The organism is Myxococcales bacterium (genome assembly GCA_016720545.1).
Taxonomy (GTDB): domain Bacteria; phylum Myxococcota_A; class Polyangia; order Polyangiales; family Polyangiaceae; genus JAAFHV01.
The window spans coordinates 209,210-230,835 of sequence record JADKKK010000004.1; the positions used below are offsets into that span (position 1 = coordinate 209,210).

At 72.0% G+C, this 21,626-nt stretch carries 17 protein-coding genes; 5 read left to right on the forward strand and 12 right to left on the reverse strand.

Annotated elements, in window-relative coordinates; all coding sequences use genetic code 11:
* Nucleotides 1-56: 56 nt before the first annotated feature.
* From IPQ09_10615 to hutH, 6 genes are all read right to left on the reverse strand, one after another.
* The gene (locus IPQ09_10615) at nt 57-2,081 is read right to left on the reverse strand and encodes a TIGR04551 family protein (protein MBL0194655.1); all 2,025 of its coding nucleotides are present in this window, start codon (nt 2,079-2,081) and stop codon (nt 57-59) included.
* 55 nt (nt 2,082-2,136) lie between these two features.
* Nucleotides 2,137-2,808: a hypothetical protein gene (locus IPQ09_10620; protein ID MBL0194656.1), complete on the reverse strand. Its 672-nt coding sequence runs from the start codon at nt 2,806-2,808 to the stop codon at nt 2,137-2,139.
* A 74-nt stretch (nt 2,809-2,882) separates the two neighbouring features.
* Nucleotides 2,883-3,437, reverse strand: a complete 555-nt coding sequence (locus IPQ09_10625) for a MerR family transcriptional regulator (protein ID MBL0194657.1) — start codon at nt 3,435-3,437, stop codon at nt 2,883-2,885.
* Nucleotides 3,438-3,596: 159 nt separating this feature from the next.
* Nucleotides 3,597-3,932, reverse strand: a complete 336-nt coding sequence (locus tag IPQ09_10630) for an integration host factor subunit alpha (protein ID MBL0194658.1) — start codon at nt 3,930-3,932, stop codon at nt 3,597-3,599.
* A 200-nt stretch (nt 3,933-4,132) separates the two neighbouring features.
* Nucleotides 4,133-5,722: a glycosyltransferase gene (locus IPQ09_10635; protein MBL0194659.1), complete on the reverse strand. Its 1,590-nt coding sequence runs from the start codon at nt 5,720-5,722 to the stop codon at nt 4,133-4,135.
* Between the two features lie 241 nt (nt 5,723-5,963).
* Nucleotides 5,964-7,517 (reverse strand): histidine ammonia-lyase, encoded by a 1,554-nt coding sequence (hutH, locus tag IPQ09_10640; protein MBL0194660.1) that lies wholly within the window; start codon nt 7,515-7,517, stop codon nt 5,964-5,966.
* Between the two features lie 237 nt (nt 7,518-7,754).
* Here hutH and IPQ09_10645 point away from each other — a divergent pair, with 237 nt between their 5' ends.
* The gene (locus tag IPQ09_10645) at nt 7,755-9,338 is read left to right on the forward strand and encodes a hypothetical protein (protein MBL0194661.1); all 1,584 of its coding nucleotides are present in this window, start codon (nt 7,755-7,757) and stop codon (nt 9,336-9,338) included.
* A gap of 11 nt (nt 9,339-9,349) precedes the next feature.
* Nucleotides 9,350-10,810, forward strand: coding sequence for a carboxypeptidase regulatory-like domain-containing protein (locus tag IPQ09_10650; protein ID MBL0194662.1), 1,461 nt, complete (start codon nt 9,350-9,352; stop codon nt 10,808-10,810).
* Between the two features lie 192 nt (nt 10,811-11,002).
* Here IPQ09_10650 and IPQ09_10655 read toward each other — a convergent pair whose 3' ends face one another.
* The 6 genes from IPQ09_10655 to IPQ09_10680 all read right to left on the reverse strand — a co-directional run bounded on the left by IPQ09_10655 (nt 11,003) and on the right by IPQ09_10680 (nt 17,020).
* Nucleotides 11,003-12,298 carry a serine/threonine protein kinase gene (locus IPQ09_10655; protein MBL0194663.1) on the reverse strand — a complete coding sequence of 432 codons (1,296 nt, stop codon included), beginning with the start codon at nt 12,296-12,298 and terminating at the stop codon, nt 11,003-11,005.
* A 126-nt stretch (nt 12,299-12,424) separates the two neighbouring features.
* Nucleotides 12,425-12,847, reverse strand: a complete 423-nt coding sequence (locus IPQ09_10660; protein ID MBL0194664.1) for a hypothetical protein — start codon at nt 12,845-12,847, stop codon at nt 12,425-12,427.
* A complete protein-coding gene (locus tag IPQ09_10665; GenBank protein MBL0194665.1) occupies nt 12,847-13,806 on the reverse strand; it encodes a hypothetical protein in 960 nt (319 codons plus the stop codon). Before IPQ09_10665 ends, IPQ09_10660 begins: the two co-directional genes overlap by 1 nt.
* Nucleotides 13,793-15,133: a sigma 54-interacting transcriptional regulator gene (locus IPQ09_10670; protein MBL0194666.1), complete on the reverse strand. Its 1,341-nt coding sequence runs from the start codon at nt 15,131-15,133 to the stop codon at nt 13,793-13,795. Before IPQ09_10670 ends, IPQ09_10665 begins: the two co-directional genes overlap by 14 nt.
* A gap of 64 nt (nt 15,134-15,197) precedes the next feature.
* Nucleotides 15,198-16,778, reverse strand: coding sequence for an alkaline phosphatase D family protein (locus tag IPQ09_10675; protein ID MBL0194667.1), 1,581 nt, complete (start codon nt 16,776-16,778; stop codon nt 15,198-15,200).
* Nucleotides 16,775-17,020, reverse strand: coding sequence for a hypothetical protein (locus IPQ09_10680; GenBank protein ID MBL0194668.1), 246 nt, complete (start codon nt 17,018-17,020; stop codon nt 16,775-16,777). Before IPQ09_10680 ends, IPQ09_10675 begins: the two co-directional genes overlap by 4 nt.
* A gap of 411 nt (nt 17,021-17,431) precedes the next feature.
* Here IPQ09_10680 and IPQ09_10685 point away from each other — a divergent pair, with 411 nt between their 5' ends.
* The 3 genes from IPQ09_10685 to IPQ09_10695 all read left to right on the forward strand — a co-directional run bounded on the left by IPQ09_10685 (nt 17,432) and on the right by IPQ09_10695 (nt 21,623).
* Nucleotides 17,432-18,718, forward strand: coding sequence for an insulinase family protein (locus tag IPQ09_10685; protein ID MBL0194669.1), 1,287 nt, complete (start codon nt 17,432-17,434; stop codon nt 18,716-18,718).
* The gene (locus IPQ09_10690; GenBank protein ID MBL0194670.1) at nt 18,715-20,373 is read left to right on the forward strand and encodes an insulinase family protein; all 1,659 of its coding nucleotides are present in this window, start codon (nt 18,715-18,717) and stop codon (nt 20,371-20,373) included. Before IPQ09_10685 ends, IPQ09_10690 begins: the two co-directional genes overlap by 4 nt.
* 83 nt (nt 20,374-20,456) lie before the next feature.
* Nucleotides 20,457-21,623 carry an AAA family ATPase gene (locus tag IPQ09_10695; GenBank protein MBL0194671.1) on the forward strand — a complete coding sequence of 389 codons (1,167 nt, stop codon included), beginning with the start codon at nt 20,457-20,459 and terminating at the stop codon, nt 21,621-21,623.
* Nucleotides 21,624-21,626: the final 3 nt, after the last annotated feature.

The following is a 21,626-nucleotide window of genomic DNA, read 5'->3' on the forward strand; positions in this document are numbered from 1 at the left end:
GTCGCGGGGCAGGCGACCGCGCCCCGTGCGCCCGCCCGCGAGCGCGGGGGAGCCGCTCAGAACATGACGCCGAGGATGAGTCGCACGGTCTGCGCCGTCGAGAGGCTCACGTCGGCCGCCTGGGCGCCGTTGGGTGGCAGCACCGCCTGCATGGCGGACTGCTCGCCGGGCAGGTAGCTGAGGCCGCCCAGCGGGAAGAACACGCCGTACTGGAGCGCCGAGTAGAAGCCGCCCATCTTCGACGGATCGTCGTTCAGCGTGCCGTCCTTCGCCTGGTAATAGAGCTGCAGGTCGAGCTCGATGCCGAGGTCGCGCTTGTTGCCGGGCGTCTGGATGAACTGGCTCGCGCGGCTCCAGATGATGGCCGCGCCGCCGCCAAATTTCTGGCCGTTCGGGCTGCGGAGGAAGTCGTACTCGACCGAGGGTCGGAAGTAGTACGTGCCCTGCACGCGCGACAGGATGCGGCGGTGAAAGATGTAGTCGACGTAGTACGACGGGTGGAACCGGAAGGTCGAGATTGGGCCGTCGCCCTTCCGCACCTGGAGGCCGTTCGCGCCGGGCGCGAGGCCCTCGACGTTCCCGTCGCCGCTGGCCCAGCCGAAGCCGAAGCCCACGCGGAGCTTGTCCTCGATGGCCTTGAACTCGGACTGCGTGGCGAGGCCGAACTGGCGCACGCCGATGGGATCGTTGATCTGGTTTTTCGCGGGAGACTTCGCGATTTGCCCGAGCACCGAGGCGAACTCGGCCTCGAAGCGGAACTTTCGGTAGAGCAGCTGCAGCCACGCGTCCGGGACGAACGCCTGCGCACCGCGCCGCTCGAGGCCGCGGTCGGTGGCCGCCGTGTCGTTCGTGAGCGGGTTCTCGCCGGCCTTCACGTCGAGGTGCTGCGAGCGGTAGAGCGCGAAGACGCCCCCGTTCACGACGATGTCGCCCTTCGCGAGCTTGAGCCGCTGGAGCTCGGGGTTCGTGCGGTGGGCTGCGAGGAGGCTCCACTGCCCGGCGTTCGTGAGGTTGGCCGTGTTGTACGGCTGGCCGCCGTACACGTCGTACGGGCTCGCGTTCGTGGCGCCGCTGGAGATGAAGTCCCAGGAGCCGCCAAAATAAAGGTCGAGGCTCTTGATGCCCGTGACGAACATGATGCGGTCGCTGTTCGTCTGCCAGTCGTCGTCGATGCGATCGCCGGAGTTCGCGAGCATGCCCATGCCCCAGTGGAGCGGCAGGCGACCGAAGCGGAGCTGGCCGACGGGGGTGAGGTACTCGGCCCACGCCCGCTGCACGTCGATCGAGTTCTTGTAGCCGTTCACGCCCGCCGTGGGCGGGCCCTGGGTGGTCGAGAAGGTGCCGAGCGGGGCGTAGCCGTTGTAGCCGTTGACGGCCGGCCGGTAGCCCGTGGAGCCCGTGCCGCTCGGCTGGAGCGCGTACGCGTCGGGGGTGGAGCCGAGCACGACGTTGTTCAGGAAGTCGACCTGCGAGAGGATGCGCAGGTTGTCGGAGATGTGGATCTCCGGGTTGAGGCGGAGCCGCATGTTCGCGGAGGCCTGGGTCTTGTCGAAGCAGGGCTCGGTGCCCGTGTCGCCGCACTGGTTGACCGTGCGCGCGGCGCCCGCCTGGTCGTTGTACGTGTGGTCGAGCGGGTGCCCCCAGAGGTTCGCCTCGTCGCCCGGGTTGTTGAATCGACCCAGCGCAAAGTTGTGGAAGAGCTCGCCGCGGGTGCGGAAATAGCCGTGCAGCTCGAGCACAGGGCGCGTGCGGCCCCACCAGTCGTCGCTGAAGACGCTGGACGGCACGCCGGCCACGGCGCTCTCGTCGGGCCGGGCCTCGCCCTGCGCGACGAGCTTGCGCTGGTCGTGATCGGGATCGGGCGTCGGCGCGCTGGGGGCGACCGTCGCTGCGCCCGCGGCGCCGCCGGCCGGCATCAGGTTGCCGCGCGCCGCGGGGTCGACCGTGGGGCCCGCAGCCGCCCCCTGCGCCAGCGCCGCAGGGGCGTAGGTGAGCGGCGCGAACCCCAGGAGGCCGAGCGCGAGGAGGAGCGGGAGGGCTCTGCCGTGCCGGATCTGCATCGTGCCTCGGGCTTCTACCATGGTCTCTCCGAGCCGCTCGATCGAATATGTGCCCGTCGTCGCGCGGGCCCGGCGCCTAGTCGCGGGCGCGAGGGCGCGGTCTGCGTCGCACGTAGAGCCCCGCGAGCGATGCGCAGAGCGCGAGTGCACACCCCGCCGCGGCCCGCGGGTGGTGCACGGCGAGCACCAGCGCGCGCAGGCCAAGAGTCGGTGGCGGCGCCGGCGCTGGGGACGCGCGCAGCTCGGCGCTGGCGGCGTCGCAGGTGTCGGCGCCGTAGCAGGCGGCCCAGCAGGCCAGCGCGGAGCGCCCCTCCGGCTCGAGAAACGTTAGCAAAATCATGCCATTGGCGCTCTCCCCGGCGTCCCCGGCGAGCGCGACCCTCGTGACGTGCGGTGTCGTCGCGGGCGGGGCCACGGTGTGCCATCGAGGGGGAGCGCCGCGCGCGAGGTGGACCGCCGTCGCGCCCATCGCGCCGAGCCGCTCGAGCGCGATCGGTTTCGCCTCATCGACCCAGCCGCTCACCTCGACCGTGACGCACGCGGCGAGGCCGCCTCGCGCGGCGGTGCCCCCTGACTCGAACGAGACGAGGGTCGCCCGCGGCGAGGTGCGCGACAAATCGGGAGGCCGCGGCGAGGCGGGCCCGGAGGGGAACGCCGCGAGCCCCGGCAGGACGAGGCGAGGCGGTGTGGAGGCGGCGGCGTCGCGGCTCGCCGTCATGGCGCCCGCGGTCGCCAGGAGCGCGGCCACGCAGAGCGCGCGCGCCCTGGCGCATCCGGCGCGCTCCGTGCGACCCGCGCGAGCCCCGCAGAGCCGCGCCACGCTCAGGCGCCGCCGAGCTCGTCCAGCAGCAGCTCGAGCTCGTCGCGCAGCTCGTGGAGCGAAGCGCGGACGGCGTGCATGGCGCGCGCGGAGCTGGCGTCCGGTGGGCGCTCGGCGGCCGCGGCTTCGCTCACGACCGAAAGCGCGTCGCGCTCTGCGGCTGCCGCGCCGGCGTCGGCGTCACGTAGGCGGTCGTCGGCGAGGCGTGAGGCGTCGATCGCGGGGCCCTCGAGGTCGTCCTCCTGCCGCGCTGCCCGATCGATGGGGCGCTCGCCGCTCTCGGGCGTCGCGCTCTCGGGGGACGCCGCTGCGTCGCCCTCGTCGGGCTTGCGCGACAGCTTCTTCCGCGCGCCGGCGATGGTGAAGCCCTCTTCGTAGAGCAGGGTCCGCACGCGGAGCAGGTTCTCGACGTCGCGCCGGGAGTAGACCCGCTGGCCCTTCGAGCTCTTCGTAGGGCGGATCGCCCGAAACTCGCGCTCCCAGTACCGAAGCACGTGCGGTTCCACCCCGACGAGGCCCGCGACCTCGCCGATGCGAAAATAGAGCTTCGAGGGCATGGCCTCCGAAGGTCCCGACGTGGCGCCCAGGCGCAGCTTCGTGCTCAAGGGGTGCTCACTCGACGATGCCCTCTACGTGGCGAGGTGGCGAGGTGGCGGCGTGCCGGGTGGTGCGTGGATGCGTGGCGGGCCGCATGGGGCGAAAGGGCGAGCGGAAGCTCAGCCGCCGCTGGCGGCGTGCTGTTGCGGCGCCGCGCTGGCGACGGCCTCGTCGGCGCGGGGGTTCAACGCCAGTTTGAGGATCTGGCTGGCCTTGAAGGTGAGGACCCGGCGCTCGCTGATCTTGATCGCGTCTCCGGTCTGCGGGTTGCGACCCGGCCGCTGGCGCTTGTCGCGCAAGACGAAGTTTCCGAAGCCGCTGATCTTTATCTTTTCCCCGCGCCCGAGGGTCTCTTTCATCATCTCGAAGACGAGGTCGACCATGTCGGCCGACTCCTTCCGAGAGAACCCGCCCACCTTCGCGTACAGTGTCTGGACGATCTCAGCTTTCGTCATTTCCCCGATGCCCCCTCACTACTGTGAGCTCGCGCTGGAGCGGCGACGGCTCGCAGTGCTCGAAAGAGTCGCCGATTTTGTGAGTCGTTGCCAGCACATTCGCGCCGACCCGTCGGCCGCGGCCTTGGGGAGGCTGTGACCCGAGGGATGCGCGCGCCTTGCGACATTAGGCAGCGAGGCCGATTAGGCCGCGCGACAGGTCAGGCGGCGAGCTCCTCGGCGAGCTCCTCGACGGCCTCCGCCGGCGGCGGGACGCTCGCGATGGCTGCGACCGACGCGGGTGACGCCCCGGCCTTGTAGGCCTCGAGCGCGGCGCGGCGTCGCGCCGCCTGCTCCGTGCCGACGAGCAGCGCGACGTAGCCGTAGCCGAACGCGAACAGCATCGCGAAGGGCATCGCGAACCAGTGCCCGGTCTGGCCGGCCGCGACCACGCTGACGGCGCTGAGGAGGCCCAGCGCGATCTCGGTCATCGGGAGGTCGGCGCGCGCGTGGTAGCGTGGGGCGGCGCCCGGCTTGAGCAGATCGCCGGCCTTCGGTGTGCGGACGAACTCACCGGCCATCGACCGGAGCCCCTCGAGGACGGCCTTGCTGAGGTGCGGGGCGAGGCCGCAGCCGAGCGCGAGCAGGGCGGGCAGGTTACGGAAGGCCTCGCGGCGCGTGCGTCCCTGCGCGGTCATCGCCATCGCGTAGAAGGCGGCGAGCGAGCCCGTGGTGCCCGCGCAGAGCGGCAGGTCGATGAGGAGCATGGTGCGCGCGTTGGTCGCGGGCATGAGGACGAGCGCCGGCAGGAGCAGCACGCTGAGGAGAACCATCAGCGGGTACGCGAAGTGCGGCGTCATGTGGAAGAACGCCTCGATGCGCTGCGTGACCGTGAGGTCCTTCGCGGTGAGCACGCGCTTCATGAGCTTGCGGGAGGTCTGGACGGTGCCCTTCGCCCAGCGGAACTGCTGCGCGCGGAACGCGCTGACGTCCTCCGGGAGCTCCGCGGGCGTGACGACGTCCTCGCGGTAGGCGAACTTCCACCCCGCCATCTGCGCGCGGTAGCTGAGATCGAGGTCCTCGGTGAGGGTGTCGTGCTGCCAGCCTCCCGCGTCGCGGATGGCCTCGCGGCGCCACATGCCGCCCGTGCCCGAGAAGTTGAAGAGCCAACCGGCCGCCGCGCGGGCGCGGTTCTCGACGAGGTGGTGGCCGTCGAGCATGAGGGCCTGGACCCGCGTGAGGATGGAGACCTCGCGGTTCAGGTGGCCCCAGCGGGCCTGGACCATGCCGATGGTCGGGTCGGCCATGAACTGCGGGACGAGCGCCCGGAGGAAGTCGGGCTGGGGGATGAAGTCGGCGTCGAAGATGGCGATGAGCTCGCCGCGCGCCACGTCGAGGCCCGCGTCCAGGGCGCCGGCCTTGTAGCCGGTGCGGTCCACGCGGTGGATGTACTGGATGTCGAGGCCCGTCTCGGCGAGCCGCCGCACGTGGTCGCGCACCATCATGCGCGTCTCGTCGGTCGAGTCGTCGAGGACCTGCACCTCGAGGCGCTCCCACGGGTACTCGACCTGGGACACGGCGTCGAGCAGGCGCGCCGCCACGGTGGCCTCGTTGTAGAGCGGCAGCTGGATGGTCACCGTGGGCAGGGACGCCGGGTCGACGTTGTCGGCCAGCGGGGGGACCCCCGCCTTCATGGCATTCAGCTTCTTCGCGAGGCGCAAGCAGGTGAACACGAGGTGCGACCGGTGGAGGCCGTACATCGAGAGCAAGAGCAGGACGCTGAAGTAGGCGACACACAGGGCGACGTGCATGGTCAGAACCAAACCACTCCGCCCCGCGGAAGTTGTCACCGACTTGTAAATGTTTGCACCCGCTTGTTGCGAAGCGTCATGAATAAAGTGCAGTGATTCAAGATACTTGACCGATCGTTGCGCGTGCGTCACGGCGCTCGGCGGACGCCTCGGCGCGCCGAGACGTCTTGCAAGTCCGCGAAACTCAGGCGCAATTTGTCCAGGTAAGCGCGCGTGTGGCGATGTCGGTCGAGGTGTGGCGTTAGGCGAGGTGGCCCACCACCGCCGCGGCCGCTGCCGCGAGCCCGCCCGAGCCGACCAGGTTCGCGACCGCCTCGATGTCCTTCGACAGCGGGCGGTCACCGACCATCGGCGCCACGCGCTCGCGGACGAGCGCCAACGACGCCGCCACGCCGCGGCTTGGCGTCACGGGCGCGCGCTGGTCGACGCCCGCGCAGGCGGTCATGACCTCGATCGCCAGCGCGTGGCGCGTGTTCCGCACGACCATGCCGAGCTTCCGGGCGCTCACGCTGCCCATGCTGACGTGGTCCTCCTTTCCGGCGGACGACGGGATGCTGTCGACCGACGCGGGGTGGCACAGGACCTTGTTCTCGCTGACGAGCGAGGCGCTCGCGACCTGCGCGATCATGAACCCCGAGTGGAGGCCCGAACCTGCGGCCAGGAACGGCGTGAGGCCCGACGAGAGCGAGGGGTTCACGAGCTGCTCGACGCGCCGCTCGCTGATGTTGGCGAGCTCAGCCACCGCCATCGCGGCGAGGTCGAGCGCGAGGGCGAGCGGCTGCCCGTGGAAGTTGCCGCCGCTCAGGATCTCGGTCTCCCCGCTGTCGGTGAACACGCTGGGGTTGTCGGTCACGCTGTTGACCTCGCGCTCGAGCACCCCGCGGACCCACGCCAAGGCGTCGCGCGTGGCGCCATGCACTTGAGGCATGCAGCGGAGCGAGTAGGCGTCCTGCACCTTCGCGCAGTCGCGGTGGCTCTCCGCGATGCTGCTGTCTGCGAGGAGGGCGCGCAGGTTCGCCGCGACCACCTCCTGGCCGGGGTGGGGCCTCGCGGCGTGGAGGCGCGGGTCGAAGGGTTTGGTGGAGCCCTTCAGCGCCTCGAGGCTGATGGCGCCCGCGACGTCCGCTGCCGTGGCGAGGCGCTCGGCCTCCAGCAGGCGCAGCGTGCCAAGCGACGCCATGTATTGCGTGCCGTTGATGAGCGCGAGCCCCTCCTTGGCCTCGAGCACGATGGGCTCGACCCCCGCGCGCTTCATGGCCGCGCGCCCGTCCTCGACCGGGCCTTCACCCACGCGCGCCTCGCCCTCGCCGATGAGCACGAGCGCGAGGTGGGCGAGCGGGGCCAGATCGCCGGAGGCGCCGACCGAGCCCTGCGACGGGATGCGCGGGTGGACCCGGCCGTTCAGCATCGCGACGAGGGTGTCGAGCACCTCCGCGCGGACGCCCGAGTGTCCGAGCGCGAGCACCTGGGCGCGGAGCAACATGATCCCTCGCACCTCGGCCACGCCGAGGTCTTCGCCAATTCCCGTCGCGTGCGACCGCACCAGGTTTCGCTGCAAGGCGCGGATGTCGGCGGCCGAAATGCGCGTCTCGGCCAGCGCCCCGAAGCCGGTGTTCACGCCGTACACGTTCCTCGCGGCGTCGCCCGCCGCCACGATCGCGTCGATCGCTTGGCGAGAGGCCATGACCTTGCGTCGCGCCGTGGGGCACACTTCGACCGGACGCAGTCGCGCCGCCACGTCTTCGAGAGCGTCGAGGGTGAGCGGGAGACCGAGGAGCACCGGAGCGTCGACCATCGCCTGGTCGTAGTCTGGATTCACGGGCGTGGGAACGCCTCCGGCGGAGCGGCCCTCAGGTAGGTGAGTGTGTGCCATCTGGTCGCTGGCGCGACCGATGTGGTCGGTCGAGAGACCATTGGATGGAGCCGCCGCGGGGAGGAACCCCGGCGGTTGCCTCCCTCGCGGGAAGCACGTCGTCGGCGTGGATCGTGCATCCGTAGGAGGGCGCGACGTCCGCGCCACTCGAGGTGCCTCTTGAAACGACCCTCCGCCACCGTGTTCGTCCTCGTTGCCGTTGCAGCGGCCGCCGGAGGCCTCTTCGCAGGGTGCGGGAGCCAGGAGGGGATCGTCATCGATGATGACGCTTCGGCCGACGGCGTGTCGCCTCCGCTCGACGGCGCACTGGACGCCACCGGCGGCGGCGAGGGAGGAGCGGACGGCGCGGTCGACGGCGGCGGAGGCGACGCCCGCGTCGACGGCTCACTGGACGGATCGCGCGACGCGACCATCGTGGACGGGTCGCGGGTCGACTCGGCGGTGTGCACCCCGACCGGCGGCGCGTGTGCGACGAGCGTCGACTGCTGCACGGCGAACTGCGACGCGACCACGCGGCTTTGTGTGCCGCCCGTCGCGGCCTGCAAAGCGCCTGGCGAGGCGTGCGCCACCGGGATCGAGTGCTGCACGTCGGCCTGCAACGGCGGAGCCTGCGATGCGCGGCCCTGCGTGGCCGACGGCCTGTCCTGCGCGACCAGCGGCGACTGCTGCGGCGCGAACTGCCAGCCCGACCCCCTCGGCGGCGGGAAGTGCGAGCCGCTGAACCCCACCTGCAAGACCGCGGGCAACCCCTGCGGGGCCGACGGCGAGTGTTGTTCGGCCTTCTGCAACGGCGGCGTCTGCTCGGCGCGTCCCTCCTTCTGCACCCAGGTGGGCGACGCGTGCGCGCGCGACACGGACTGCTGCACGGGCACGTGCACGATCGCGGCGGGCGCAACGCTCGGTGTGTGTGGTGCCGTCCCGTCGGTCCCTGGCAGCCCCAACTGCTCGCCGGCCGGCACGCTCTGTTTCGAGGCCTCGACCACGTGCGGCGGGTCGTGCTGCAGTCGAAAGTGCGCTGTCTACGCCCCCTCGGGCCGCTCGATCTGCCAGCCCGCGAGCGGCTGCCGCCCCACCGGCGAGATCTGCGTGGGCGACGGGGACTGTTGCGGGTCGGGCACGCTGCCCGACGGCACGCTCGCCGAGGTCACCTGCGCGCGGCGCAACCCCTCGGATCCGGTCGGCAAATGTGACAACGGCAAGCGGTGCAGCCCGGCGGGCTCCATCTGCAAGCTGGCGACGACGTCGTGCAACGCCACGGACCGCTGCTGCTCCGGCACGGTGCAGCAGAACCCGCTGCGCTGCCAGCAGGACGCCCTCGGCGTCCCGCGCTGTCTCATCGCCCCGATCGACTGCACGGCGGCGCCGCCTCCCGCCGGGACGGCTTGCAGCTCGAGCGCCGACTGCTGCGGCAACCCCTGCACTCCGAGCCCCGCCGGTGGCTTCGTCTGTGGCGATCCCGGGAGCTGCGTCCCCGTCGCGGGGGCGTGCACGACCCACGCCGACTGCTGCCCGGGCACCCCGTGTGTGTTCGCGCCTGGCTCGTCGTCCGGCGCCTGCGGCGGGGTCGTCCTGCCCGATGGCGGCGTCGGTCCGACGCCTGACTCCGGTGTGCCCGCGGACGGCGGCGGCGCCGACGGCGGTACTCCTCCGCCGGGATGCGCTCTCTACGGGCAGGTGTGTGCCGCGACGGCAGACTGCTGCGACGGCGTCCCGTGCACGAGCGGCCGGTGCCGTACGCCATGAAGCGCCCCACCATGAAGGCCGCCCACTTCCGAACCCTCGTCGTCACCCTCGCGTCGCTCGGTCTGGGCGGCGTGTGGGCGGGCTGCGGGACGACCACCGCGATCTCCGAGTACCCCGACAGCGCCCTGATTCCGGCGGGCGGCGACGGGGGGCCTGACGCCCCCGGCGACGGCGCGTGCGTCGGCCTCGCGTGCGGCAACCCCGAGGCGGGGAACTGCGTGGGGCTCGAGTGCCAGCGGGCCGTCTGCGAGGCTGGCACCACCACCAGCCTGAGCGGCACCGTGCTCGATCCCTCCGGGAAGGTGCCGCTCTACAACGCGTTCGTATATGTGCCGAACAGCGAACCGAACCCCATCAAGGAGGGCGCGTCCTGCGATCGCTGCGACGGCCAGCTCAGCGGGCGGCCGATCGCGGTCGCCGCGACCGACTCGGCGGGGCGCTTTCGGCTCGAGGACGTGCCGGTCGGCAAGGACATCCCGCTCGTGGTGCAGATCGGCAAGTGGCGCCGCAAGGTCGTCGTCCCCGCCGTCGCGGCCTGCGTCGACACACCGCTCGACGCCGGCCTCACGCGCCTGCCCAAGAACCGCGTGGAGGGCCATATCCCTCGCATCGCGCTCTCGACCGGCGGCGCCGACGCGCTCGAGTGTTTGCTCCGCAAGATCGGGCTCGACGACACCGAGTTCGGCCCCGAGGGCAGCCCGGCGCGCGTGCATCTCTTCTCCGGCGGAGGTTACTCGGACAACGGCACGCCCGTTCCCGCGCCGACGACCATGGCCGGGGGCACGGCGCTCACCGCGAGCAACGGGCTGTGGCGCGACGCCGCGTCGCTCGGTCGCTACGACGTGGTGTTGCTCGCGTGCGAGGGCGACGAGAACGCTCCCTCGAAGCCCGAGACCGCGCGCGCCGCGCTCTACGAGTACGCGAAGAATGGGGGCCGCGTGTTCGCGTCGCACTACCACAACTACTTCTTCTCGGCCTCGCCGGTGCCCGCGGTGCAGGGGGTGGCCGCGTGGACCGACATGCGCCCCGATCCGGCGGGGAAGCTCGAGACGATCGAGGCTACCGTGGAGACGAGCTTCCCGAAGGGCGCGGCGATGAAGGCCTGGCTCCAGAACACCGGCTCGCTGAGCGCGGCGGGTGGGCTGCCCATCCAGGAGGCGAGGCACAACGTCGAGACCCTCGGCGCGGGCGCCCTCAGCTGGATCCGGGTGACGAACCCGCGTTCGGGGAACACCGAGGCCGTGCAGTACATGTCGTTCAACACGCCCCTAGGCGCCGCCGACGCGGACGTGTGTGGTCGCGTGGTCTTCAGCAACCTCCACGTAGGCGCGGGCAGCACCGCAGGCCAGCCATTCCCGACCGGCTGCTCCGGGGGAGAGCTGACGCCGCAGCAAAAGGCGTTGCTGTTCATGCTGTTCGATCTGTCCTCGTGTGTGCAGCGGGACGATCAGCCACCGGCGCCGCCGCGTTAGCGCTCGCACCGGGACCGCGCCGAGCAGCCCGGACAACATGGCCGCCGTTGTCTTGCGGACAGCCGGGACGCGAACGAACGATGCGGACGCAGGGGCCCGACAAAAGAAAAGCGCTGCGCTCGCGGCACCCGTACCGACCCCCTCGGCCCACGGCCGCGGAACGACGGCAGGGCGGCTACGCCCGACCCTCTCCTAGAAGTCGGGCCGCGTGGCGACGGGCTTGGCGGTCGCCGGGCCGCCCTTCGTGGCCGCCCGCGGCTTGGTGGTCTGTGGCGCGGCCGCCGGCGGTCGCGTGGTGGTCGCTGCGGCGATCACTGCCGTGGCGACGCTCGCCGCCTCACCCGGTGGTGGCGGTGGCGGCGGTGGCGCGCTCGCCGGCTCTGCGGAGCTTGCCGTCGCGCTCGGCTGTGGCGCCGCGCCGGCGGTCCGGCGGTCGCCGCGTGCAAGCACGAAGACTGCGCCCACGATGAGCGCGACGACCACGCCGAGGGCGAAGAAGGTCCCCGCCCGGGCGCGGGTGAGCCGCGAGCCCGGTCTTCGGAGGCTCTGGCGTGCCACGCTGCCGGAGCCCGGCTCCGATGGGCACGTCGGCGTGCCCTCGTCGACGGTGACGCTCGCGAGGCTCACGCCAAGGGCCGCTTCGGTCGCGCTGTCGGGACAGGCCTCGCGCAGTGCGAGCTCGAGCTCGGTGGTCGACGCGTGGCGCTCCAGGGGGGCCTTGCGTAGGGCCCGCTCGAGCTCGACGAACATGCGTGGAGGGATGTCGGGCGACGGGTCCACCTCGCGCTCCAGCACGGCCACGAGGCTCGCCGCCGCGGACGACGCCTGGAACGGGCCGCGGCCCGTGAGCAGCTCGATGGTCATCGCGGCGCACGAGAACAGGTCGCTGCGGGCGTCGAGCTCGACGCCCCCGCGGATCTGCTCGGGCGACATCGCGCTCGGCGTCCCGAGCACCTCGTCGCGCGCCGTGAAGCTCGGGCTGGACCCGGGCCGCTTCGCGATGCCGAAGTCGAGGAGCTTCGGCGTGACCACGCCCGCGCTGTCGACGGAGAGGAAGACGTTGCTCGCCTTGACGTCGCGGTGGATGACGCCCTGGGCGTGGGTGTGCGCGAGCGCGCGGAGGATCGGGAGGAGGACGGCGAGGGTTTCGCCCACGCTGAGCTTACCTCGGCGCGCGAGGACAGCGGCGAGGCTCTCGCCGCGCAGTCGCTCCATCACGAGCACGGCCTCTCCCGCCTCGGTCGTCAGGAAGTCGTAGACACGTACGATGTTCGCGTGAACCAGGCGCCCCGAGATGTCCGCTTCGTGCTTGAAGCGGGCGATCGTGGCGTCCGCGCCGTCGTCGCCCTCCTTCGGCGGCACGACGACCTTGAGCGCGACCTCGGCGCCCGTACGCTCGTTCCGCGCCGCGTACACGAGCGCCATCCCTCCGCGGCCGATCAGGCGCTCGACCGCGTAGTGACCAAAGCGCTCGGGTTGCGACGCCACCCAGTCAGAGTATCGGTCGCCGCCCGATTCGCCAACGAAGGCGCGACGCGAGCCTGCCGAAATAGCAACAGTCACGCGCGCTTGGGCGACCCCAGCGCGCACCCCGGCGCTCGACGGAAACGCGCGCTAGTTGCACACGAAGCCGTCCTGGCGCTTGCACTGCACGTTGCTGCGCTTCGCGCAGCACGCCTCGCTTGCACCGCACCGCGCGGCGCACTCCGCGCAGGCCGCCGGGCAGTCGCCCGCGCACGGGACCGGGCCGCAGCAGGCGGTCGCGTAGGGCGGCGGAGTCCCGGGGCACCCCGAGCCCGGTGCGTCCGGAGCGGCGTCGGCGGTTGGCCCAAGGTGTGCGTCGGCGTCGCTCGGCGCGGCGTCGCTCGGCGCGGCGTCGCTCGGCGCGGCGTCGCTCGGCGCGGCGTCGCGTGCGACGCTCGTGTCGGCGGCGCCGTCGAGGTCGTCCTCGAACCGGTAGTCGGGGATGGCGCGGCACGCGACCGCGGTCGCGAGGAGCGAGAGCGCCGTAGCGGCCTGGAGCGGGCGGCGCGGCATCAGAAAGTGCCTCCAATGCTCGCCGAGAGGCCCGTGGCGCGGCCCGCGTGATCGGCGCTCGGTCGCAGGAGCAGCCACGTCCCGGCGCCGAGCCCAAGCACCCCCGCCGCGCCGGTGGCGATGGCGAGTGGCAGCATCGCGCGCGCGCGGCCGGCGGCCGCCTCCACGGCGTCGGCGCTCTGCCGCGGGCACACGCCGCCTGGGCACGTCTCCTGGACGCTGGAGATGGCGGACTCGCGGACCGCCAGCGCGACGGCGCAGCCGGCGACCAGCGCCGCCCCCGCTCCGACGACGAGCGCACCCGGGGTGAGGTCCCTCGCGCCGACGGTGCGCGGCGGGGCCTGGGCGGGCCCCCGGGGGGCGGGTCGATCGACGCGCTCGCCACGCAGCCCGATGACCACGACCGTGGGTTTGCCGGCGGCGAGCGTCACGTGGATCGGCGCTGGCGCGTCGCTCCCTCTGCGCACCACGACGCTGTGGGCTCCGGGCTCGAGGGTCACGGTCGCGCGGCGGTCCGTGACGGGCACGGGGTGCTCGTCGATGAGGAGCTCCAGCGCGCTCGAAGTGGCCCCGTCGATCTCGACGGAGAGCTCCGAGAGCTCCAACGCGAGCGCCAACGCGCGGGCTCTTGCGCTCTCGACGACGGCCGCGTCGGCGGGGCGGGCGACCTCGCCGACCGCGCGGTAGGCCGTCAGCGCCTCCGGCCGTCGCGCGAGGGCCTCCAGGCAGGCGGCGACGCGGTAGCGGACCGAGGCTGTGTCGCGCTCGCGCTGAACCGCGCGGAACATGGCGAGCGCGGCCCCGACGTTGCCCCGGGACTCCTCGTCGTACGCGGCCGTGAACGCGGCGCGGAGAGCCTCGACGTCGCTTGGCTCTGCCGCGCGCGCGGGGCCGCTCATGAGGACGGCGGCGATGGCGATCGCGGCCACGCGCGCGCCGCGCCGTTCACTCATCGCCATGGTCCAGCCCGTAGAGGCCTCGCTTCTTCAAGAGGTCGCGGAGGTGATGCCGCGCCACGTCGGCCTCGCGCGCCGCTCGAGAGAGGTTTCCGCGGCAGCGCCGCATGAGCACCGCGAGGTAGTCGCGCTCGAAGCGAGCGATCGTGTGCTCCTTCGCCTCGGCGAAGGTGCCGACGACGTGGCTCGGCTGCGCGGTGTCGGCGCGCGCCCCAAACCCTTCGCCCGACACGTCGCCGCGCCGAATGATCCCGTCGTCCGTGAGGGCGGCCCCGCGGTGGAGCGCGTTGGCGAGCTCACGGACGTTCCCGGGCCAAGGCTGCTCGGCGAGGTAGTCGAGGGCCTCGCGCTCGATCATCGCCTCGCTGCCGCTCCGCGCGAGGATGGCGCGACTCAGGAGCGGGATGTCCTCGGGGCGGTCGCGCAGGGGTGGGAGCGTGATGCGCACGCCCGCGAGGCGAAAGTACAGGTCCTCGCGAAAACGTCCTCGCTCGATCTCGACGCGGAGATCGCGGTTCGTCGCGGCGATGACGCGTACGTCGAGCGGGAGCGGCGTCTGGCTGCCGACCCGCACGGCCTCGCGTCGCTCCAGGACGCGGAGGAACTTCGCCTGGAGCGCGGGAGGGAGCTCGCCTACCTCGTCGAGCAGCAGCGTCCCGCCGTGGGCGGCCTCGAAGAAGCCCGCGCGACGCTCGCTCGCGCCCGTGAAGGAGCCCCGTTCGAAGCCGAACAGCAGCGCGTCGGCGAGCGACTCGGGGAGTGCGGTGCAGTCGACGACCATGAAAGGCCCCGAGGCGCGCGGCGAAGCGGCGTGGACGGCTCGCGCCACCTCCTCCTTGCCCGTGCCCGTCTCGCCGAGGAGGAGGATCGTGAGGTCCTTCGAGGCGATCCTCGCCAACAGCGCGAAGAGCTCTCGCATCCCGCGCGACGCGCCGACGAGCGCGCCGAACCCCTCGTCGCGGGGCTCCTCGGGCGCTGCCGCGGACTGGTCGACCTCGACCAAGAGGACCGTGTCGCCCACGAGCAGCTCGGCCCCGACGGGGACGTCCAGATCGCGCACGCGCGCGCCGCCGAGCCACGTGCCGTTCGTGCTCTGCTGGTCGCGCACCCTGATGGCCGCCCCATCGACCGACACCAGCAGATGGACGCCGCTGACGCGGGGATCGGGGAGGGCGAGGTCGCAGGTCGTGTGGCGCCCGACCGTGGCAGACGCGCGCGTGAGCGAGAGGCCGCGGTCCTTGCCGGGTCCGGAGATGGCGCGAAGCCGCACGCCCGCGACCCGTTTCGCGGGGGCGGTCTTGCTTGCGACGGTCTCGGGCGCAGGGATCAAGGGCTCCACTCACAGTAGCAAATTCCGCCGTGCGCGTGCGGACGCTGCGCGCCCCGCGGGACGGTCAGCGGGGCCCGCGCGGCTGGAGCGCCACCTCGTGGAGGAGCGCGCCGCGCCCCGAGCGCAGGGCCACCGTCAGCGCGTGGCTGCCGGGGGCGACCCGGACGAGGCCGAAGCTCTGGCGATCGTGGTGCGGCCCCGATCCCGACACGACGGGCTCGGTGACCTGGAAGAGCACCTCGGGTCCGAACGTGCCGTCGGTGCGCTTGGGGGGGAAGCTCGACGCGTGCAGAGGCCCCGCGACGCACTCGTGAAAGGCATTGAAATCCTTGAAGATTGCTCGCTCCGGCGTAAAGCGGTGCACGGCGGCGTAGTGAACGTCGGCCGTGAGGAACAGGAGGTTGTGGACCCCCGCCGCGCGGCAAGACGAGAGGAGCGTGGCGAGCTCTCGCTCACGGCCGAGAGGCGCCCCGTCGCTCTGCCCGAAGCCCTCCTGGGTCGCGCGCGTGTGCTCCGTCGCGGCCGAGTGGGGAAGGACGAGGGCGAGCGGCATGTCGGTGGCGATGATCTTCCAGGTGGCCGTCGAGGTCGTGACACCCCGCGCGAGCCAGGCGAGCTGTTCCTCGCCCCAGAAGGCCGAGCCCTCGGGCTCGAGGTTCTCGCCGTCCGGGCTCCGGTAGCTGCGGCCGTCGAGGAGGAACAGCTCCGCCCCGGCGCCCCATCGCACGCTCCGGTAGAGGCGCGCGCTCGGCCTCAGCGGCACGTACTCGCGCATTGCACGGAGGGCGTGGCGCGCGAGCACGTCGGCGCGCTGCTCGGTCGCGCGGGGGTCGCTGCGGACCGCGCCGGGCCACCAGTCGTTGAAGACCTCGTGGTCGTCCCAGATCGCGTAGAGGGGGACCTCGCGGGCGAAGCGTTGGAACTCGGAGCACAAGAACGGGTACGCGAAGCAACCGCGGAAATCATCGAGGGTCTCGGCCACCCGCTGCTTGGCCGGCGTGACGAGGTTTCGCCACACCGTGCCGTCGTCGAGGGGCACCTCCGCGACGAGCGGCGAGTCCGCGTAGATCATGTCGCCCACGTGAACGAAGAAGTCGGGCGCGAGCGCGCGCATGGCGCCGTAGGCGGCGAGCCCCCCCCGCTCCGGGTCGATGCCCCACCCCTGACCGACGGTGTCACCCGACCACACGAACCGCAGCTCACGGTCGTCGGTCGCGGCGGTACGAGTCCTGCCCATGGTCATGCTCTCCGGCGACGGTTCGCCGAGCCCCGCGCGAACGAACCCCGCGCGATAGAGCAGCGGCGCGCCTGCTGGCAGTCCTTCGACGACGAGCTGCGCGGTGAGGTCGGTCGCCGGGGTGGCGCGCGGGCCCATGACGCGGCGCGCGCGCACGAACCCGGGGTCGTCGACGCGGGTCACGTCCACCACCAGCCGCCCGCCGCGCTCGGCGTCCTCGCCGGTCGCCTTCGCCCAAACGACCGCCGACGAAGACGTCGCGTCGCCCGACTGCACGAGCGGGCCTCGCCACGCCGATGGCGCTGGCGGGGGTGCCGCGGCGCCGTGGCTCGCCGGACGCGTGGGCCGACAGCCGGCGAGGAGCGCCCCGCCGCCGAGGAGCAGCGCGCGACGGTGGAGCCGGCTCATGAGCGGCCAGCGGCCTTCTTGGCGTTGATGACCTCGATGTTGAGGGCGAGCACGCGGCCGAGGGCGGTCTGCCTGTCCTCGCGAGACGGCGCCACGCGCTGCCACGCCGCGACCGACAGGGCGATCTCCCGAGCCTTCCGGTGGAGCTCGACGGCCGCCGGACCCCGTGGGAGCTCGAGGATGCGTTCCATGATGTCCTGGAGCGACTGCTCGACGATCGAGATCCGGGTTGAGCGCGCCAAGCTGCCTTGCTCCTCGTCCCCTCCCGAGCACCGAACCTTAGCACGGGCTGGGACGAGCGCACACGGCTGGCGGCGGCCTTGGCAACGGGCGCTCGACTCGGTAGGTGTCATGCGATGAAGACGCCTCGATGGCCCGCTGCTCGCGGGAATGAACCAGGGTGCGGGTTGTCGCTGCGGCGGCGTCGGTGGGCGAGCGGTTCGCGCATCGCCAGGGCCCTCTTCAAGGGGTGCCTCGCCTTGGCCCTCACCTCCGCGCCGCACGCGCTCGCTCAGCGAACGCCTACGCCACCCGCTCCACCCCCCGGCGCCGCGCCTACGCCCACGCTCCCGCCCCCTGGTTCCATCGCTCCGGAGAGGCCTCAGGCGCCGACGGTGCTTGTGCGGAGCCCCGCGCTTGCCGCCAAGAAGGTCGTGCTCGACAACGGCCTCACCGTGCTCCTGCACGAGGACCACCGCGTCTCGACCGTGAGCGTCAACGTCACCTATCACGTCGGGTCGAAGGACGAAGCGCCCGGGAAGAACGGGTTCGCGCACCTCTTCGAGCACGTGATGTTCCAGGGGTCGAAGCACGTGGCGGAGGACACGTTCTTCCGTCACCTCGAGGAGGTCGGCGGGACGGGGATCAACGGCACGACCAACAACGATCGGACGAACTACTACGAGACCGTGCCGTCGAACCGCCTCGAGCTCGCGCTCTGGCTCGAGAGCGACCGCATGGGATTCCTTCTCGACCACGTCGACCAGGCGACGTTCGACAGCCAGCGCGAGGTCGTGAAGAACGAGCGTCGTCAGAACTACGAGAACGCGCCCTACGGCCTGGTGGGCCAGGCCGTGCGCGCGGAGATCTTCCCCGCAGGGCACCCCTACCACCTGCTCACCATCGGCTCGCCGAAGGACCTCGACGCGGCGTCGCTCGACGACGTGCGGACGTTCTTTCGGACATGGTACGTGCCATCCAACGCGACCCTCGCGCTCGCGGGCGATTTCAGCGAGGCCGGCGCGCTCGCGCTCGTGCGGAAGTACTTCGGCCCCATCGTGACGCGCCCGCTGCCCGCTCGCGTGGCGCCCGCGCCCGTCAAGCTCGCCGAGCAGGTCACCATCGAGGTCGACGCGGACGTGGAGCTGGCCCGCGCGTACGTCACGTGGCCGAGCCCGGCGTTCTTCGCGCCAGGCGACGCGGACCTCGACATCGCCGCCCGCTCGCTCACGGCGGGGAAGACGAGCCGCCTCTACAAGCGCCTCGTCTACGACCTCCAGATCGCGCAGGGCGTCTTCGCGTCCCAGGCGTCGATGCAGCTCGCCAGCTCGTTCGAGATCGTCGCGACCGCGAAGCCGGGGCACACGGCCGCCGAGTTGGTAAAGATTATTGATGAAGAGCTCGCGACCCTTCGGTCACGCGGCGTGACCCCCGAGGAGCTCGCCCGCGCGAAGGTCTCGACCCGGGCCGACGCGATCTTCGGCATGGAGCGCGTGGGCGCGCGCGCCAACCTGCTCAACACGTATTTCCAGTACACCGGCGACGCGGACTACTTCGCGAAAGACCTCGCGCGGTACGAGGCGACGAGCACCGACTCGGTGCGCGACGCCGCGAGGACCCACCTCGTAGAGCGTGGCCGCGTGGTGACGCTCGTCACGCCGAAGAAGGGGGCCCCCATCGCCGGGGTCGTCGTCCGCGTGCAGAAGGGCGGTGCATCGTGAGCGCCCGCTTGCCTCGCCTGCCCCGTGTGCCGCGGCTCGCGCTCGCCGCGCTCATCGCCACGGCGTGCGCCGGGGCGACCCCGCCGCCGCCGCTGCCACTCGCCCCTCCCACGGTCGCGCCCGCGGCGCCTCCGGCCGCGCCCGCCGAGACGCCCGACGCGCCGTTCCGGGCCCAGCCGCCCGCCAAGGGCGACGTTGTGCGTGCCTTCGCGCCGCCCGAGGTGCGCGAGCTCACGCTGAAGAACGGGATCCGCGTGCTCTTCGCGCCGCATCCGGTCGGCACGGTGAGCGTCACGCTCGTCGTGAAGGCGGGGCAGGGCGACGTCCCGCGCGCGCGGCCGGGAGCGCTGTCGTTCCTCGGCGCGATGCTCGAGCAGGGAACGAAGACCCGATCCGCGCTCAAGATCTCCGACGAGCTCGAGGCCATCGGCGCGCACGACCACGCGGCCTTCGGCTGGGACTCCGGGGCGATCGGCGTCGACGTCCTTCGTGAGCACCTCGACAAGGCCCTCGACCTGATGGCCGACGTGGTCCAGAACCCCACCTTCCCCAAAGACGAGCTCGAGCGCCTCCGCGCGCGCAGGCTCGCCAACGTTCAGTCGGAGAAGAACAGCCCCTCGAGCATGTCACGGAACGCCCAGGCCGCCGCGTTGTACGGGCGCGCGCACCCGTACGGGCACTCGCTCACGGGCCGTATGGCCGACATCAAGGCCGTCACCGTCGCCGAGCTCTCCCAGCTCCACCGCGAGCTGTTCGTCCCGAGCCTTGTCACGTTGGTCGTGGCGGGCGGAGTGACCGAGGACACGCTCGTCCCGTCGCTCGAGCGCGCGTTCGGCTCGATGAGAGGACCCAAGCGCCAGCGCGCAGCCGTGCCGAGGCTCGCCGCGCCGAAGGGGGCCAGCGACGAGACGCGGCTCGTCGTGGTCGACAAGCCCGGCGCCGCTCAGTCGCAGATCTCGGTCACGCAGGTCGGCGTCGCGGCCGACGTCGCCGATCGCGACGCGCTCACCGTGATGAACGCGATCCTCGGGGGCATGTTCTCGAGCCGCATCAACCTGAACCTGCGCGAGAAGCACGCGTACACGTACGGTGCGCGCACCGGCTTCGCGATGCGCCGTGGCGCCGGTCCGTTCGACGCCGGCGCGGCGGTGGTGACCGACAAGACCGTCCCCGCGCTGCGTGAGGTGTTCGTCGAGCTCGAGGCCATGCGCACCGCCGAGGTGACCGAGGCCGAGCTCGCCGGCGCGAAAGACGCGCTCATCCAGGGGCTGCCCGCGCGCTTCGAGACCGCGCGCGACGTGGTCAACGCGCTCACCGACGTGGTCGTCTACGACTGGCCCAAGGACGAGTACGCGACGCGCGTCGCGCGGCTCTCGAAGGTGACCGCGGCCGACGTGAAGCGCGTGGCGGTGCACTACCTCACGCCGCGCAAGATGAGGGTCATCGTGGTCGGCGATCACGCGCGGCTGAAGGACGATCTCGAGTCGATGCACCTCGGCGCGGCCGCTCTGCGAGACGCCTACGGGGACCCGCCTGCGACAGCGACGAGCGCGACGCCCGCCGCGAAGCCCGCGCCCGGCAAGCCCGCGCCCACGACGCCCACGCCTGCCAAGCCGGCACCCGGCAGGTCTGCACCCGCGAAGCCCGCGCACTAGCGCTGGGGGCCTCTTCGGGCGGAGCGGCGGGCGCGAGGTCCGCCGCGCGCCGCGGGGAGGGTGTGGTAGCCTCGCCGGCGACGATGCAGCCCCACGCGCTCCCTGTTCGACTCCAGCAGCTCGCCCGCACCCTCGAGTCGCGGTTCCTCGGCAAAGACGAGGTGATTCGGCTCTTGCTCATCGCGGTGGTCGCGGGTGAGCACGCCGTCCTCGTCGGGCCTCCGGGCACCGCGAAGTCGGCGCTCATTCGGATGTTCGCGAAGCTCATCCAGGCGCAGTACTTCGAGTATCTCCTCACGCGCTTCACCGAGCCGAACGAGATCTTCGGCCCGGTCGACATCGCCGCGTTTCGCGAGGGGCGCTACCAGCGTCGCACCGAGGGCATGCTCCCGACCGCCGAGATCGTGTTCCTCGACGAGGTCTTCAAGTCGAACTCGGCGATCCTGAACTCGCTGCTCACGCTGCTGAACGAGCGTCGCTACTCGAGCGGCGGCGTCTCGCTGCGCTGCCCGCTCCTCTCGTGCTTCGGCGCCTCCAACGAGGTGCCCTCCGACGAGACGCTGACGGCCATCTTTGACCGTTTTCTCCTTCGAATTCGAAGCGATAACCTCGACGCTTACCACTTCCAGGACCTCCTCACGAAGGGGCTCCAGAACGAGGTGATGGGCATCACCGAGCAGCCCGTGCAGCCGATCGCGGCGGCGCGGGAGATCTACGAGCTGCACCGAGCCTCGGCGCAGCGGATGCAGTTCTCTGAGGAGTTCTTCAGCCAGTACAAGGGCCTCGTGTTCCAGATCCGGGCCGAGGGCATCACGCTGTCGGACCGCCGCGTCGTGAAGATGCTCAAGCTCTTCGCGGCGAGCGCGTTCCTCGACGGGCGGTCGCAGCCGGACGCGAGCGATTTCTTCGTGCTGAAGCACACCTGGAACAACGAAGACCAGGCCGCCATCCTCGAGGCGATCGTCACCCCCACGCTCGAGGCGCACTACCGCGACAACCCGCAGGCGAGGCGCGTGGGGTCGGCCGGCATCGGCATCGAGGCGATCGCCGCGGAGATCGACCGCGTGCGGCAGGTGCTCACGGGCGGCGGCGGGCTCTCGGACGTCCAGCTCTTCAGCCAGCTCAAGGCCCTGAACGAAATCAAGGCGGCGCTCGGCGCCTCGCCCGACCCGCGCGCCCCCGAGCTCGTCCAGCGCGTCGACCAGCTCCTCGAGGCCGCCTTCCGAAGCGGTCGCTTCGCCCAGCTCTGAGTG

Excerpts from the sequence above, each read along its gene's own strand:
- IPQ09_10615 (MBL0194655.1), bottom strand. The coding sequence starts at position 2,081 with ATGGTAGAAGCCCGAGGCACGATGCAGATCCGGCACGGCAGAGCCCTC.
- IPQ09_10625 (MBL0194657.1), bottom strand. The coding sequence starts at position 3,437 with ATGCCCTCGAAGCTCTATTTTCGCATCGGCGAGGTCGCGGGCCTCGTC.
- IPQ09_10630 (MBL0194658.1), bottom strand. The coding sequence starts at position 3,932 with ATGACGAAAGCTGAGATCGTCCAGACACTGTACGCGAAGGTGGGCGGG.
- IPQ09_10635 (MBL0194659.1), bottom strand. The coding sequence starts at position 5,722 with ATGCACGTCGCCCTGTGTGTCGCCTACTTCAGCGTCCTGCTCTTGCTC.
- hutH (MBL0194660.1), bottom strand. The coding sequence starts at position 7,517 with ATGGTCGACGCTCCGGTGCTCCTCGGTCTCCCGCTCACCCTCGACGCT.
- IPQ09_10650 (MBL0194662.1), top strand. The coding sequence starts at position 9,350 with ATGAAGGCCGCCCACTTCCGAACCCTCGTCGTCACCCTCGCGTCGCTC.
- IPQ09_10660 (MBL0194664.1), bottom strand. The coding sequence starts at position 12,847 with ATGCCGCGCCGCCCGCTCCAGGCCGCTACGGCGCTCTCGCTCCTCGCG.
- IPQ09_10665 (MBL0194665.1), bottom strand. The coding sequence starts at position 13,806 with ATGGCGATGAGTGAACGGCGCGGCGCGCGCGTGGCCGCGATCGCCATC.
- IPQ09_10675 (MBL0194667.1), bottom strand. The coding sequence starts at position 16,778 with ATGAGCCGGCTCCACCGTCGCGCGCTGCTCCTCGGCGGCGGGGCGCTC.
- IPQ09_10695 (MBL0194671.1), top strand. The coding sequence starts at position 20,457 with ATGCAGCCCCACGCGCTCCCTGTTCGACTCCAGCAGCTCGCCCGCACC.